Consider the following 14,941-nt stretch of genomic DNA (forward strand, 5'->3'; position numbering starts at 1 on the left):
CGGCCCTGCGCGGGGGCGCCCCGGCCTCCTACCATTCTCCCGACCGTTGAGGCAGCAGGGGAGAGGGGCCACGGTGACCGCAGTCTCGGATGACCGGACCATCGCGGAGGACGACGATCTGGTGCGCGCGCTCGCCGCCCCGGACGACGCCGAGATCGCCGGGCTGCACGCCTGGTGGCGGGCGAACAACTACCTCACCATCGGCCAGATCTACCTGCAGGCCAACCCCTTGCTGCGGGAACCGCTCGCGCCCGAGCACATCAAGCCGCGGCTGCTCGGCCACTGGGGCACCAGCCCGGGCCTGTCCTTCATCTACGCGCACGTCTCGCGGCTCATCCGGCGCACCGGGCAGCGGGCGGTCTATCTCGCCGGCCCGGGGCACGGCGGCCCGGCGCTGGTCGCCGCCGGATACCTGGAGGGCACGTACAGCGAGATCTATCCACCGGTGAGCCAGGACGAGCCGGGCATGCTGCGGCTGTTCCGCCAGTTCTCCGCGCCCGGCGGCATTCCCAGCCACGTCTCGGTCACCACGCCCGGCTCGATCCACGAGGGCGGCGAACTCGGGTACGTGCTGGTGCACGCCTTCGGCGCGGTGATGGACAACCCCGACCTGCTCGCCGTCACGGTGGTCGGCGACGGCGAGGCGGAGACCGGCCCGCTGGAGGGCTCGTGGAAGGGCATCTCCTTCCTCAACCCCGCCCGTGACGGGGCGGTGCTGCCCGTCCTGCACCTCAACGGCGCGAAGATCGCCGGCCCGACGGTGCTGGCGCGCAAGGACCCGGAGGAGGTTCGCGCGCTGCTGCACGGGCACGGCTACCAGGTCATCGAGGTCGAGGGCGGCGACCTGCCGGGGATGCACCAGCGGTTCGCGGCGGCGCTGGCCCAGGCGTGGGGACGGATCCGCGCGATCCAGGCGGCGGCCCGCGGCGGCAGCGCGGGCGAGGACGGTTCGGTCGGCGGCGGCCGGCCACGCTGGCCGTTGATCGTGCTGCGTTCGCCGAAGGGCTGGACCGGTCCGGAGCGGGTGGACGGCGTGCAGGTGACCGGCACGTGGCGCGCGCACCAGGTGCCGCTGTCCGGGGTGCGGGACAATCCGGACCACTTGGCGCTGCTGGAAGAGTGGCTGCGTTCGTACCGTCCGGAGGAGCTGTTCGACTCCTCCGGCGCGCCGGTTCCGCTGATCCGCGACCAGGCTCCGGCCGGCGAGTTGCGGATGAGCGCCGCGCCGTCGGCCAACGGTGGGGTGCTGACCCGTGACCTGGACCTGCCGGACTACCGCGACTACGCGGTGGAGGTGGCCGCCCCGGCCCGGTCACGCGCCGAGTCCACCCGCCGGCTCGGCGAGCTCCTGCGCGACGTCTACGCCCGTAACCCCGACACGTTCCGGCTGTTCTGCCCGGACGAGACCAACAGCAACCGGCTCGGCGCGGTGTTCGAGACCTCGGACCGCGCGTTCATGGAACGCGTCACGGACGGCGACGTGGCGATCGGACCGGACGGACGGGTCATGGAGGTGCTGTCCGAACACAACTGCCACGGCTGGCTGGAGGGGTACACGCTCACCGGGCGGCACGGCATGTTCGCCACGTACGAGGCGTTCGCCATGGTCAGCGCGTCGCAGACGGTGCAGCACGGCAAGTGGCTGCAGGAGGCCAAGAACCTGGACTGGCGGGCCAAGGTGCCGAGCTTGAACATCCTGCTGACCTCGACCGCGTGGCGCAACGACCACAACGGATTCTCGCACCAGGGCCCGGGACTCATCCAGGTGGTGCTGACCCAGCGGGGCGACGTGGCCCGGGTCTACCTTCCCCCGGACGCCAACACCCTGCTGTCGGTGGCCGACCACTGCCTGCGCTCCCGGTCGTACGTCAATCTGATCGTCATCGACAAGCAGCCGCAGCTCCAGTGGCTGACCATGGACGAGGCGGTCGAGCACTGCGCCCGCGGGGCCGGCATCTGGGAGTGGGCGGGCACCGACGACGGCAGCAGCGACCCGGACATCGTGCTGGCCTGCGCCGGCGACGTGGTGACGATGGAGACCGTGGCGGCAGCCCAGATCCTCCGGGAGCGGCTGTCCGGCCTGCGCGTGCGCGTGGTCAACGTGGTCGACCTGATGACGCTGATCCGGCCGAAGGACCACCCGCACGGCATGAGCGGGACCCTGTTCACCGAGCTGTTCACCGACACGGTGGACGTGGTGTTCGCCTTCCACGGCTACCCCGGGGCGATCCATCAACTGGTGCACGGCCGCCCGGACGCGGACCGGTTCCGGGTGCGCGGCTTCATCGAGCAGGGCACCACCACGACCCCGTTTGACATGACGGTGCGCAACCGGGCCTCCCGCTACCACCTGGTGATGGACACGATCAACAACGCCCGGCGGCTGCCGCGCGGCGCCACCGACCTGTACGCGTGGTGTGAGGCGCAGCTCGCCCGGCACGAGACCTATGTGGTGGAGCACCTGGAGGACATGCCGGAGGTGCGGGACTGGTCGCTGGGCGACTGGGCCGGACGCGGCTGAATCGTTCTCGTCTCCGGGACGTTCCCGGGGCGGGGCGAGGGACGGGCACGAACCGTCACATGGCTGTCACAGGAACGTGTGACGTCCGCCACCTCGGGCATAGATCCTTTTCTTTCAGATGTCGCGGCCGTCGATGGCGGTGCTTTCTCCCTCCCCGTGAGCAGGCGCCACCTCGGTCGCGACGTCGGCTCGTGGCAGGCGCGGGACCGATGCGGTCCCGCGCCTGATCCGCGCTTGTCCCCGGACCGGCGACCAGCGCGGATAACAGTTCCTTGACAACTGGGCCGGTCCACGGAAGAAGTCGTTTCCCCCCGGGGTGTTCGGGTACCGAAGCTGAACCAGGAGGGCCCGGCCGGTCCGTCTCGACCGGCCGCCAGACGCAGAGGGTGGGCCATTCGAACCAACCGAGGGGACGACACGATGCGGCGACTCGGCGGCCGTTACGAACTGGACAAGCCGGTGGGCAAGGGCGGCATGGCGGTCGTGTGGCGTGCGCACGACCGGGTGCTGCGCCGCACGGTGGCGGTCAAGGTCCTGTCCCCGGAGCTCGCCTCCGACGGCGCTTCCAGCGAAGTGGTGCACCGCGAGGCGCTCTCCGCCGCCCAGTTGTGCCATCCGCACATCGCCGGCGTGCACGACTACGGCGAGGCGGAGCAGGACGGCCGCCAGGTCCCCTTCCTGGTGATGGAGTTCGTGGACGGCCCCACCCTGGCCACTCGCATCGCCCGCGACGGAGCCCTGGGCTGGCGGGAAGCCGCGACGGTCTGCGCCGAGGTGGCGGACGCGCTGGCCGCGGCGCACGAGCACGGACTGGTGCACCGCGACGTCAAGCCGAGCAACGTGATGCTCCCGCAGTCCGGCGTCAAGGTCGTCGACTTCGGTGTGGCCGCCAGCACCGGCCAGGACGCCGCCGACGCCGCCGGCCGAGTCTGGGGCACCCCGGCGTACCTTCCACCCGAGCAGATCGGGCACGGCCCGGCGCTGCCCGAAGGCGACGTGTACGCGCTCGCCCTGCTCCTGCACGAATGCCTCACCGGCCGCCCGCCGTGGCCTGCCGGGGACGCCGTCGAGATGCTGGCGCAGCGCCGTCGGCAGCCGATGCCGCAGCTCCCGGACCTGCCCGGCCTGCCCGCCGAGCTCGTCGAGCTGCACCGCCGGTGCCTCGCCGAGTCGCCCGGCGAGCGGCCGTCCGCCGGGGAGGTGGCCGGCATCCTGCGCGAGACGCTGGCCGTCCACACGGCCGCGGATGCGCCGGCGCTGCGCGCGGCGGCTGCTCCGGTGTCGCCCCCGGCCGCGGTGGGCGCGCCCACCTCGCCCGCTGGTGCGCCGGTCGCGGCCGTCGCGCCGGACCGCCGGCACCGCTGGCGGGCCCGGTCACGCCGGGTCGCGGTGGTCGCCTCGGTACCCGCCGTGGTGGTGCTCGGCATGCTCGCGGCGCAGGCCATCGGTCTCGGCTCGCCGGAGCAGGCCGCCGAGGCCGGCCAGCAGGACCCGGCCGACCAGGCCGGATGCGCGGCCCTCTACACCAGTGACCGCGACCCGGACGGCTCCTTCGCCGCCGAACTGGCCGTGACCAACACCGGCGCGGACCCGCTCGACAACTGGTCCGTCGACTTCGAGGTGCCGCAGGGGCACACCATCACCGAGGTCTCCGACGCCGGGTGGTCGCAGCACGAGCGCGGCGTGACGCTCAACGCGCGCGACGAGCTCGCCCCCGGTGCCACCCGCACCCTCTCCCTGCAGGGCACCTTCGACAAGGACGGCGACGGCGTGCCCGACGACTTCACGGTGGACGGCACCGCCTGTGCCCGCGCCGTCACGCGGGTGCAGGTGTCCGGCTCGCCGCTGCCGGTGGGTGGGAACGGTGGCGGCGCGTCAGACGATTCCTCCGGCACCGCGAACCAGGCGGACCGCCCGGCCCGCAAGACCGAGACCACCCGCCGCGGGTCCCCGGCGAAGACGACGAAGCCGGCCGATCCGAAGCCCAGCGCCACCCCGTCGGAGGACTCCTCCCCGTCCGCGACGCCGAGCGGCGGCTCCGGCACCCCCTCGCCGAGTGAGTCCACCACACCGCCGGGTGACGCGGGTTCCGGGGATTCCGGCTCGGGAGGCTCGGGCTCGGGTGACTCCGGTTCCGGTGGCGCGGGTTCGGGCGGCGGCTCCGGCTCGGGCGATTCCGGTACGGGTGACGCCGGCTCCGGTGACACCGGTACGGGTGACGCCGGTTCCGGTGACACCGGTACGGAAGGCTCAGGTGGCGGTTCCGGTTCCGGCGGCACGGACGCCGGCGGTTCCGGTTCTGGCGGTTCCGGTTCTGGCGGTTCGGGCACCGGCGACTCCGGCGACACGGGCACCGACACCGAGGCGTCCGGGCCGACCCAGCCGCAGCCGGACGCGCCCTCAGCGGACGCTTCCGAGCCCGCGACGACCACCGCGGCGCCGCAGCCCACGACCTCCTCCAGCAGCTCGGTCTGACATCCCGGGCGCGCGGCAGCGCGGTCCGGTTCGGCCCGGCGCACGGTAGCGCGGTTCCGGCTGAACCGGGTAGGCCCCCGGCGTACCGGGGATGGTGACTCGGCTGCGAAAATGGCGGCGTCGGGAACTTTTCGTAGCCGCGCAGCGACTGCCTGGCGTTCTGATCGAGGAGGCTGGGCTTTGCGTGTCCGGATGCGTGCCCTGCCGGTGGCCGTCGCGGGGGCCGCGTTCGCGGTGATGCTCGCCGCCCTGGTGTTCGGCGGCGCCGTCGACGACGCCGAGCTGCCCGGCATCCCCAGCCCGGGCGCCGTCACCGAGTGGACGCTGCCCGTGCTCACCCTCGTCGCCACCCTGCTCGGAGTGCTCACCGTCGGCGCTGCGATCACCGCCGCGTTTCTGCTGCCCGGCGACGGGCGCAGCGTATCCGCGTACGGCTGGCTGCTGCTGCGCCGTACCACCTGGCTCGCGCTGAGCTGGGCCGTCGTGGCGCTCGCGCTGATCGTTGTCACCGTGTCCGACGTGCTGGCCGTGCCGCCGTCGGGGCTGAGCACGACCGCGCTGGCCGGGTTCGCGTTCTCCATCGCGCAGGGTCAGGCCCTTCTCCTGCAGGCCGGGCTGGCCGTGCTGATCGCCGTGCTGAGCCGGGCCGGCACCGGCCGGGGCCTGGCCGCGACCGTCGCCGGGCTGTCCGTGGTGGCGCTCCTTCCACCCGCCTTCACCGGGCACTCGGCGGGCGCCGGCAACCACCAGATCGCGGTCACCAGCCTGGCCATTCATGTGCTCTCCGCGTCGCTGTGGGTGGGCGGCCTGGCCGGACTGGTCGCGGTGCGCCGGCATCAGCGCCTCGCCGACGCCGCCGCACGGTACAGCCGCCTCGCCCTCGCCTGCTTCGTCGCGACCGCGGCCAGCGGCGCGGCCAACGCCGCGGTCCGGCTGGGTGCCTGGGCGCCGTTGCTGACGTCCCGGTACGGGCTGCTGGTGCTGGGCAAGGTGCTGGCGCTGCTGGCCGCCGGGGTGATCGGCGCGCTGCACCGGCGGCGCACCCTGCCCGCGCTGCGCTCCGGCGCACCGCGCGCCTTCCTGCGCCTGGCCGCCGGGGAACTGGTCCTGCTCGGGTCGGCCGTGGGGCTGGCCGCCGCCCTGTCCCGCAGCCCCACGCCGGTGCCGCAGAACCCGGTGGCCCCGGACCCGCTGGTGGAGCTGCTCGGATTCGACATGCCCGGCCCGCCCACCGCGTTGCGGATGATCGGCGACCCGCTGCCGGACTTGTTCTTCCTGGCCGTGGTGGCCGTCGGCGTCCTCGCGTACCTGGCCGGCGTGCGCCGGATGCGCCTGGCCGGCCACCCCTGGCCGGTGAGCCGCACGGTGTCCTGGCTCGCCGGCATGCTGTTGCTGGCCGCGATCACCGATCTCGGCGTGGCCAAGTATGCGTACGTGCTGTTCAGCGTCCACATGGTGCAGCACATGGTGCTGTCCATGGCGGTGCCCATCCTGCTGGTCGGCGGCGCGCCGGTGACGCTGGCGTTGCGGACCCTGCGGCGTCCGGCCGACCGGCAGACCCGTGGCGTACGGGAATGGCTGCTGATCGCGTTGCACAGCCGGGTCATGCGGTTCCTCAGCCATCCCGCGGTGGCGCTGGGCATCTATGTGGCAAGCCTGTTCGGTCTCTACATGGGCGGTCTGCTGGGCACGCTGATGCGTTACCACCTCGGGCACCTGGCCATGCTGACGCACTTCGTGCTCGCCGGATATCTGCTGTTCTGGGTGCTGATCGGCGTCGACCCGGGGCGGCGGCGCATCCAGCCCGCGATGCTCACCCTGGTGCACTTCCTGGCGATGGTGGCGCACGCGTTCTTCGGGTTCGTGCTGCTGCAGTCCACCACCGTGATCGCGGCCGACTGGTACACCGCCGTGCACCCGTCCTGGGCCTCGTCCCTGCTCGCCGACCAGCGGCTGGGCGCCGGCCTGGCCTGGGGGTTCGGCGAGTTGCCCGCGGCCGCGATCATGCTGCTTCTGGTACGCCAGTGGATCCGCGCCGACGAACGGGAGCAGGCCCGGCTGGACCGGGCGGCGGACCGGGCGGTGGCCCGCGGCGAGGAGGACGACCTGGCCCGCTACAACGCCTTCCTGGCCGCCGCGGCGGAGCAGGACCGGCGCGCCGCGGCCGCCGGGCCGGGGGCCACCGGCGTGGCGGTGCCGGAGCGGCGAGCCGCGTCCGACCGTACGGGCTGAGTGGGCGTGGGACCTTCGGCCCTTGGCCCGGCGCGGGCCGGCGGGTAGGAAGAAGGTGTGATCCGTGTCTTCCTGCTCGACGACCATGAAGTCGTCCGTCGCGGCCTGGTCGATCTCCTGCAGGCCGACGGCGACATCGAGGTGGTCGGCGAGTCCGGCCTGGCCGAGGAGGCCCGGCGCCGCATTCCGGCGCTGCGCCCCGACGTCGCCGTGCTCGACGCCCGGCTGCCCGACGGCAACGGCATCGACGTGTGCCGCGACGTGCGTGCCGTCGACTCGTCGATCAAGGGGCTGATCCTCACCTCGTACGAGGATGACGAGGCGCTGTTCGCCGCGATCATGGCCGGGGCGTCGGGGTACGTGCTGAAGCAGATCCGCGGCACCGACCTGGTCGACGCGGTGCGGCGGGTGGCCACCGGGCAGTCGCTGCTCGACCCGGCGGTGACGCAGCGGGTGATGGAACGCATCCGCAACGGCGTCGAGCAGCCGCGGGAACTGGCCGGGCTGACCGATCAGGAGCGGCGCATCCTGGAGTTCGTGGCAGAGGGGTTGACCAACCGGGAGATCGCCGGCCGGATGTTCCTGGCCGAGAAGACGGTGAAGAACTACGTGTCCAGCCTGCTGGCGAAACTCGGCCTGGAACGGCGCACCCAGGCGGCCGTGCTGGCCACCCGGCTGCTCGGCGACCACCCGCACTGAGAAGCCGATCCGCTCGCACTCTCAGTCGGCGGTGCGCTGCACTCTCAGTCGGCGATGCGCCGCACCCTCAGCCGGCGGTGCGCTGCACTTTGCCCGCGGTGACCGCCACGTACTTCTCCGGGCGGAACGCGATGATCACCCGTACGTCCGCGTCGGTGATCGGATAGACGTTGCCGTACCGTTCCTGCAGCGACCGGTAGAACGAGGCGTCGGCGTCGTCGTCGACGACGCCGTCCAGACGGCCGCGCACTTCCAGGAAGCGGTACGGGTCGTCGGGGTCCGCGATGGACAGCGCGACCCGCGGCTCCGCGGCGAGATTGCGGAACTTCTGCCGCGCCTTGGTGTGCGTCATCCGGATCAGCTCGCCGTCCCAGGCGAACCACATCACGCTGGATTGTGGCGATCCGTCCGGCCGGACGGTGGCCAGATGCGCGTACGTCGGACGGTCGAGCAGGTCTGCGTGGCTTGATGGTGGCTTCACCGCCCCAGCCTGGCACGGGCACGGCCGAGGCGCAGGATGAGGGGCTCCCTCGTGCCTAGCCGGCCGCCGGGTCGCGCAGGAAGTCGATGAGCATCCGGGTGATCTCGTCCGGACGTTCCATGCTGGGCAGGTGACCGGCCCAGTCCAGCTCGACGTGGCGTGCGCCGGGCATCTCGTCGGCCAGCCGGGCGGCGATCTGCCGGAAGTCCGGCACGTCGTGGGCGCCGCTGACCAGCAGACACGGCACGGACACGGGCTTGTCCGGGGCGGTGTTCGCGGTGGTCTGGCCGTGCGGCGCGGCCGGGGCGGCTCCGGCGGTCTGTGGGGTTCCGGCGGTCTGCACCGCGAAAGCGTGCCGCTGCATGATGCGCAGGCTGGCCCGCGCCTCGGGGCCCGCCTCGGGACCGAGCCAGGTGGCCACGTTGAGGTCCGTCGCGGCATCCAGATCGCCCGCGTCAAGGAGGGCGTCCTCCCGGTCCCCGAACTCCCGCAACGTCACGCTCCGCTTGTGCCCCGCCACGGCGGTGCACAACAACGCCAGCGCGGTCACCCGTCCCGGCCAGCGGGCGGCCACGTCCAACGCCACCCGACCACCCCCGGAGGCGCCGACCAGCGCGAACCGCTCGCAGCCCAGGAAGTCCATCAGGTCGGCGACGTCCCGCGCGTCATCGTCGCGCCCGACGGGCATCGGGCTCTCGCCGAAGCCGTGCAGGTCGCAGCGGACGACCCGGTAACCGGCCGCGGCCAGAGCGGGCACCTGCGGATCCCACATCCGCCGATCGGCGACGGCGGCGTGGAGCAACAGCACGGGCGGCCCGTGACCGGTGACATCGTGGGCAATCATCGAGTGACCGTACGCCGGCAGCCGGCACGCGCACACGCGAGTTTCGCCCCCCGGACTCCCGTGGCTCGTCCGTCACGGCGCGTCGCCCGGCGACGCGCCGCGTGCTCGTTCAGCGCTTGGCGGCGACCAGTGATCGTGCACGCTCCGGCCACGCGGAGATGCTCGGTGCCAGCCGCATGCCCGCCGCGCTGACCGCCGCCCGCAGGGTGGCTTCGTCCGAACCGGCCAACTGGTCGTACGTGGTGATGCCGGCGGCCGCGAGTGCCATGGCCATTTTCGGTCCGATGCCGGTGATCCTGGTCAGGTCGTCCGGCTCGGCCTCGGCAGCGACCGGGCCGGTCGCGGGCTCGGCAACCGGGGTCTCGGTGACGGGAGCCTCGGTGACGGGAGCCTCGACGGTCGCGGGCTCGGCGACGGGGGCTTCGGCGATTGGGGTGTCGGCCGGGGTCATCTCCGCCGCCGGGGCGGAGGCCTGCGCCGGGGCCACGATCGTGGCGGACACCGTGTCCGCGGTCGGCGCGGGTTCGGTGACCGGGCCGGACCCGGCTCCGCGCGGCGTGGTGTCCATCGTGCTCGTGGACGCGGCGGGCTCCGCCGCGTCCGGACTGGCGTCCGGCTCGGTGGCGGCGTCCGGCTCGTGCGACGACGCGACCGGCTCGGCCGCAGCGTCGGCGGCTGCCCCGACCGGCTCGCCCGCCGCCTCTGCGGCGATCGGCTCGGCTTTCGTGTCCGACGTGGTCACCGGCTCGGACGTGGCCGCCGGTGCGGGTTGAGAGGTGGTGGAACGGATTCCCCGCAGCAACCAGCCGGCCGCAAAACCGACCACGATCCCGGCAACGAGGTAGAGGAACGACACGACTTGCCTCCGGGCAGAAATGATGCGCATGTTCCGCGCAGCCTTCCATATCCTGCCCGTCGATGTCAGCACCGGGACCAGGACATCCGACATACTTCGCCGTGCGTGTCGCGATGGACGACAAATGGCGCACCGCGCGTCGCCACCTCATCACGGAACGCGCGCACCGAGGAACGCGCCCATCGAGTAGCGTCAATCGCGTGACCGGCCCGCTCGGCGCGGCCGGTGCGGCTCAGGACGGCCTGGCCCGCCCCGCTTCCGTGGCGGGGGCGAACAGCCGGGACGCGTTCCCGCCCGCGATCAGGCGCATCTCCGGTTCGCCCAGTCCTGTCCCGTCCAGTTGCTGCGCCAGGGTGCCGCCGCCCATGTCGTACGGGAAATCCGTGCCGTACACGATCCGGTCCGCGCCCACCATGCCGGCCAGGAACCGCAGCGGTCCCGGCGCGTGGGTGAGGGTGTCGTAGTGGAACCGCCGCAGGTAGTGCGAGGGCGGGTGGGCGCAGCCCGACGCTTCCCGGCGCACGCGGTGGCCGTGGTCGAGCCGGCCGATCTGGTACGGCAGGTACCCCCCGCCGTGCATCAGCACCGGGGTGAGTCCGGGCAACTCGTCGAGGACTCCGCCGAAGATCAGGTGCGCCGCGCCGACGGTCGATTCCAGCGGGTTGCCGACCAGGTTGGTGAGATAGAAGCGTTCGAATCCGGGCCGGGTGCCGGGATGGTACGGGTGCAGCAGCAACGGCACCCGCAGCCGGGCGGCCTCGGCCAGCACCGGTCGCAGACCGGGGTCGTCCAGCGGCGTGTCCTCGACCCGCGGCCCGATCTGTGCGCCGCGCAGGCCCAGGCCGGTGACGGCCCGGCGCAGCTCGGTCACGGCCGCCGCCGGATCCTGCATGGGCAGGGTGGCGACGCCGGTGAGCCGCCCGCCGGTCCCGGCGGTGAAGGCGGCGAGCGCGTCGTTGCTGAGCCGGGCCAGATCGGCGGCGGCACCGAGGTCGGTGAGCCAGTGCATCATCAGCGGCGGGGCGAGCGAGACGACGGCCGTGTCGATGCCGCGGGCGTCCATCGCGGACAGCCGCGCCCGCTGGTCGTGGAAGGCGGGTTGCAGCGGCCACCGGAAACCCTGCCGGTGCACCACGAACTCGCGCCCGTCGACGGGTTCGACGCGCAGCCCGTCCACACCGTCTCCGGCGCGGGCGGCGGCCAGGATCTCGGCCGGCGCGAAGTGGTTGTGCACGTCCACGGTCAGCATGGGGCGGCTCCTCAGCCGGCGAGCAGGTCCAGGGATTCGAACCGGCGCAGCAGGTCGGCGCGGGCGAGCGCGACCTCGTCGGCCGCCGGATCGCGGGGGAACGGGAGCCGCACCGGCAGGTCGGCGACCAGCCGACCGCCGGGCGCGAGCATCAGGATGCGGGTGGACAGTTCCACCGCCTCGCTGACGTCGTGCGTCACGAACAGCACGGTCTTGCGGGTCTCCTGCCACAGGTCGTGCAGTTCGCGGCGCAGCGACCGGGCGGTGATCGCGTCGAGGTGGCTGAACGGTTCGTCCATGAGCAGCAGGTCCGGTTCGATGGAGAAGGCGCGGGCGATCCCGACGCGCTGCTGCATCCCGCCGGACAACTGGCCGGGGTACTGGCCGGCGGTGTGGCCCAGCCGCACCATGTCGAGGTAGCGCCGGCAGCGCTCGCGGTCGGCGGGTCCCCGAGCGGGCTGCACGAACAGCAGGTTGTCCAGCACCGAGCGCCACGGCAGCAGGCGCGCGGACTGGAACACGTACCCGAGGCGGGCGGGCCGGCCGTTCTGCGTGATGTCCACCTGGCCCCGGGTGGCGGTGTCGATGCCGGACAGGATGTTGAGCAGGGTGGACTTGCCGCAGCCGGACGGGCCGACCACGCTGACGAACTCCTGGCCGTCGACCGTGAACGAGATGTCCTCGATGGCCACCACGGGCGGGTCACCGCCGGGGAATTCCTTACGCAGTTCGCGTACGCGCACACCGGCCATGAATCATGCCCTCCCGGATGCCCCGGCGGTGACCGGTCCGGCGCCGTCCGGGCTGTCGTGCTGCCGCGCCGGGCGCCAGCGGAACACCCAGCGCGACAGGCGCCCGAAGACGACCCGTTCGATGAGCAGGGCGACCAGCACGAAGAACAGGGCGTATCCGACGATGCCCTGACTGCGGTGGGCGTCGTACCAGAACTTGATGACCCATCCGGCGCCCTCGGTGGAGGCCCACACCTCGGCCAGCACCAACCCCTTCCAGGCGTTGGCCAGGCCGTACCGCAGCGCGGCGAAGAAGAACGGCATCAGCGCCGGCAGGATCACATGCCGGATGACCGCCGTCCGGCCGACCCGGTACGCGGTGCTCATCTGCAGCAGATCGGCGGGCACGTTGCGGGCGCCCTCGGCGACGTTGATGACGACGAAGGGCACCGCTGCCAGGGTGACCGTGACCACCGGCGCGAGGTCGCCGAACCCGAACCACATGCCGGCCACCAGCGCCCAGGCCAGCGAGGGCATGGCCAGTCCGGCGACGGCGAAGTCGTGCAGGAAGTCCTCGGCCCAGCGGCGCAACCCCATCAGCAGGCCGAGCGGCACGCCGGCGGCGAAGGCCAGGAACAAGCCGACGCCCAGCCGCTGGAAGCTCAGCCCGAACGATGCGTACACGGTGTGCGGGGCGAGCGTGTCCCGGCGCAGCTCGGCCACCATGAAGGCGGCCACCGCCGACGGCGTGGGCAGCAGGTCGGTGGGCAGCAACGGCACCGCCACCTGCCAGGCGGCCAGGAAGCACCCCCAGGACAGCAGACGCGCCGCCCGGGGGCTCCGCACCCAGGCCATCGGAGTCCGGGTCATCGGAGTCCGGGTCATCGGACCGCCGCCGTGACCCGCCAGCGCAGCACACGGCGCATCCCACGCTGCACGACGACCCGTTCCAGGAACAGCGCGAACGCGAAGAACAGCAACACCCAGGCGAGGAATCCGGTCATGGAGAACTCCTGGAACTTCTGCCGCATCATGAAGCCGATCCCCGCGGTGCCCACGATGACCTCGCTCAGCGTCGCGATCTTCCAGGCGATGGAGAATCCGTACCGCACGGCGGTGAACAGGTAGGGCGCGAGGAACGGCAGGTAGATGTGCCGCACCACCGGGGCCGGGCCCCGCCCGAAGGCCCGGGCCATGTCCACCAGCTCGTGCGGCACCGCCTTGACGCCCTCCACCACGTTCACCGCGACGTAGGAGAACGAGGTCACGATCACCGCGGCGACCGGACCGGCCGGCCCCAATCCGAAGATCATCGCGGCGACCAACGCGAAGATCAGGCCCGGCGTGGTGAGCGTGGCCAGCACCCAGTCCGACAGGAACGCCTCCCACCACCGGCTGCGGCCCATCAGCATCCCGGCCGCGGCGCCCAGCGCGTACGCGACGGCGAAGCCGATGGCGATGGTGCGCAGGGTGGCGCCGAAGTGGATCCACACCTGGCCGGACGCGACGATGCCGCCCATCTCGGTGAGGATGGCCCGCGGCGGCGGCACCACGAAACCCTCCACCAGGAACGTGGAGACGCCTTGCCACGCCCCGAGGAACACCGCGTACCCGGCGAGCCGCCACGCCCACCGGCGCCACCGTTCACCGGTGTCACGCACGAGCGTCCGCGCCCTGCTCATCCTCCCGCCGCGCTCAGGAACCGGTGGCTTCGAAACGCGGCACCGGCGCGTCGCCGGCCATGAAACCGGAGCGCTTCATCAGGTCGTACAGGCGCATCTCGCGCTCGATCCACGGCTGGTCGAGTCGCACAGTGTCGACGAACCAGTCGTGTTGTGCCAGGTATTGCTGCATCGCCGTCACATCGGCTTCCTTCTCGATCGAGAAGTGTTGCGGATAGTTCTTGATGATGGCGGCCTGGTTGTCTCGCCAGAGATCGATGCCCCGCTGCCACAGGTCCGCGAATGCCGTCGCCTCGTCGACGTGATCGTCGTACCAGGATCGGGTGGCGGTGAACAGATTTCCCATGATGCCCTTGTGGGTGCAGTTGCAGATCGAGCCGTAGATCTCGTACGGGAGCCGATTGTCGTACATGACCTTGAGCTTGCCCTCGCGCAGCAGGCCGATCGCGGCCTCCGGGATGACCAGCGCCGCCTCCACCTCACCGCGGTCGACGTGCTCGGCCATCACGAAATGGTCCTCCACCACCAGGTCGAAGTCGCCCCGGCCGACGCGGAAGTCGAGACCATGCAGTTCCTTGGCGAACATCCCCCAGAGCAGCGTCGAGGAGACCGCGCTGGGCAACGCGATCTTGGCACCCTTCGGGATGTCGGCGAGTGTGCGGTACGGCGCGTCGGCGCGGGTGACGGGAGTGATGCGCAGCAGGTTGTACTTGCCGAAGGTGACCGTCGTGATGCCGGTCTGCTTCTCCAGCAGGGGCAGCTCGTAGGTGGCGGTGGACACGATGTCGCCGTGCCCGCCGGCGAAGAAGGTGAACTCGTCCCAGGTGGACGACGTCTGCACGACCAGGCCGGTGTCCTTCTCCCAAGCGTCGATCATGCCCCGGTCGGTCATGAAGTCCCAGATGGCGTCGGGCGCGAACGCGAACCGGATGGGCGCCGCGCGGCCCGGCGCGGTCTTCTGGTCGTCATCGGCCAGGAAGCAGCCGCCGAGCCCGGCGGGCAGGGCCGCGGCGCCGGCGCCGGCCAGGCCCAGGCGCAACACCTCCCGGCGCCCCACACGGGTCCCGTTGTCTCGGTGCGCGCGGCCGGACCGTCGATTGTTCATCAATCTCCCCGCTGGGCGTGGCGTCACGTGGCAATCAGCAGTGCTGGGCGAAAATGCGACGCCGCT

General features: G+C 72.3%; 12 protein-coding genes. 4 read left to right on the top strand and 8 right to left on the bottom strand.

All coding sequences use genetic code 11. The annotated features are described in order from the left end of the window. The first annotated feature begins 73 nt into the window (after positions 1–73). From IEY73_RS23590 to IEY73_RS23605, 4 genes are all read left to right on the top strand, one after another. Positions 74–2,521 carry a phosphoketolase family protein gene (locus tag IEY73_RS23590; protein ID WP_444543381.1) on the top strand — a complete coding sequence of 816 codons (2,448 nt, stop codon included), beginning with the start codon at positions 74–76 and terminating at the stop codon, positions 2,519–2,521. A 420-nt stretch (positions 2,522–2,941) separates the two neighbouring features. Continuing rightward, positions 2,942–4,996 (top strand): serine/threonine-protein kinase, encoded by a 2,055-nt coding sequence (locus IEY73_RS23595; protein ID WP_189081482.1) that lies wholly within the window; start codon positions 2,942–2,944, stop codon positions 4,994–4,996. A 192-nt stretch (positions 4,997–5,188) separates the two neighbouring features. Continuing rightward, positions 5,189–7,228, top strand: coding sequence for a bifunctional copper resistance protein CopD/cytochrome c oxidase assembly protein (locus tag IEY73_RS23600; protein WP_189081483.1), 2,040 nt, complete (start codon positions 5,189–5,191; stop codon positions 7,226–7,228). A 57-nt stretch (positions 7,229–7,285) separates the two neighbouring features. Continuing rightward, positions 7,286–7,927 (top strand): response regulator, encoded by a 642-nt coding sequence (locus IEY73_RS23605; RefSeq protein WP_189081484.1) that lies wholly within the window; start codon positions 7,286–7,288, stop codon positions 7,925–7,927. A gap of 67 nt (positions 7,928–7,994) precedes the next feature. On the opposite strand, the gene IEY73_RS23610 is transcribed toward IEY73_RS23605, so the two are convergent. The 8 genes from IEY73_RS23610 to IEY73_RS23645 all read right to left on the bottom strand — a co-directional run bounded on the left by IEY73_RS23610 (position 7,995) and on the right by IEY73_RS23645 (position 14,875). Further along, the gene (locus IEY73_RS23610; RefSeq protein WP_189081485.1) at positions 7,995–8,408 is read right to left on the bottom strand and encodes a PPOX class F420-dependent oxidoreductase; all 414 of its coding nucleotides are present in this window, start codon (positions 8,406–8,408) and stop codon (positions 7,995–7,997) included. Positions 8,409–8,463: 55 nt separating this feature from the next. Then, positions 8,464–9,252: an alpha/beta fold hydrolase gene (locus tag IEY73_RS23615; protein ID WP_189081486.1), complete on the bottom strand. Its 789-nt coding sequence runs from the start codon at positions 9,250–9,252 to the stop codon at positions 8,464–8,466. Between the two features lie 109 nt (positions 9,253–9,361). Beyond that, positions 9,362–10,138, bottom strand: coding sequence for a helix-hairpin-helix domain-containing protein (locus IEY73_RS23620; protein ID WP_189081487.1), 777 nt, complete (start codon positions 10,136–10,138; stop codon positions 9,362–9,364). Between the two features lie 202 nt (positions 10,139–10,340). Next, positions 10,341–11,357, bottom strand: coding sequence for an amidohydrolase family protein (locus tag IEY73_RS23625; RefSeq protein ID WP_189081488.1), 1,017 nt, complete (start codon positions 11,355–11,357; stop codon positions 10,341–10,343). A gap of 11 nt (positions 11,358–11,368) precedes the next feature. Further along, on the bottom strand, positions 11,369–12,109 hold the full coding sequence (locus IEY73_RS23630; protein ID WP_189081489.1) for an ABC transporter ATP-binding protein: 741 nt from the start codon (positions 12,107–12,109) through the stop codon (positions 11,369–11,371). Positions 12,110–12,112: 3 nt separating this feature from the next. Next, positions 12,113–12,958 (bottom strand): ABC transporter permease, encoded by an 846-nt coding sequence (locus tag IEY73_RS23635; protein ID WP_189081490.1) that lies wholly within the window; start codon positions 12,956–12,958, stop codon positions 12,113–12,115. Positions 12,959–12,969: 11 nt separating this feature from the next. Then, complete coding sequence (locus IEY73_RS23640; RefSeq protein ID WP_189081491.1) at positions 12,970–13,749, bottom strand: ABC transporter permease; 780 nt, start codon at positions 13,747–13,749, stop codon at positions 12,970–12,972. Between the two features lie 34 nt (positions 13,750–13,783). Next, positions 13,784–14,875: an ABC transporter substrate-binding protein gene (locus IEY73_RS23645; protein WP_189081492.1), complete on the bottom strand. Its 1,092-nt coding sequence runs from the start codon at positions 14,873–14,875 to the stop codon at positions 13,784–13,786. Positions 14,876–14,941 lie beyond the last annotated feature (66 nt).

The sequence above is a fragment of the Mangrovihabitans endophyticus genome, assembly GCF_014646155.1.
Taxonomy (GTDB): Bacteria; Actinomycetota; Actinomycetes; order Mycobacteriales; family Micromonosporaceae; genus Actinoplanes; species Actinoplanes endophyticus.

Excerpts from the sequence above, each read along its gene's own strand:
- IEY73_RS23620 (WP_189081487.1), bottom strand. The coding sequence starts at position 10,138 with ATGCGCATCATTTCTGCCCGGAGGCAAGTCGTGTCGTTCCTCTACCTC.
- IEY73_RS23630 (WP_189081489.1), bottom strand. The coding sequence starts at position 12,109 with ATGGCCGGTGTGCGCGTACGCGAACTGCGTAAGGAATTCCCCGGCGGT.
- IEY73_RS23595 (WP_189081482.1), top strand. The coding sequence starts at position 2,942 with ATGCGGCGACTCGGCGGCCGTTACGAACTGGACAAGCCGGTGGGCAAG.
- IEY73_RS23645 (WP_189081492.1), bottom strand. The coding sequence starts at position 14,875 with ATGAACAATCGACGGTCCGGCCGCGCGCACCGAGACAACGGGACCCGT.
- IEY73_RS23600 (WP_189081483.1), top strand. The coding sequence starts at position 5,189 with ATGCGTGCCCTGCCGGTGGCCGTCGCGGGGGCCGCGTTCGCGGTGATG.
- IEY73_RS23615 (WP_189081486.1), bottom strand. The coding sequence starts at position 9,252 with ATGATTGCCCACGATGTCACCGGTCACGGGCCGCCCGTGCTGTTGCTC.
- IEY73_RS23625 (WP_189081488.1), bottom strand. The coding sequence starts at position 11,357 with ATGCTGACCGTGGACGTGCACAACCACTTCGCGCCGGCCGAGATCCTG.
- IEY73_RS23635 (WP_189081490.1), bottom strand. The coding sequence starts at position 12,958 with ATGACCCGGACTCCGATGGCCTGGGTGCGGAGCCCCCGGGCGGCGCGT.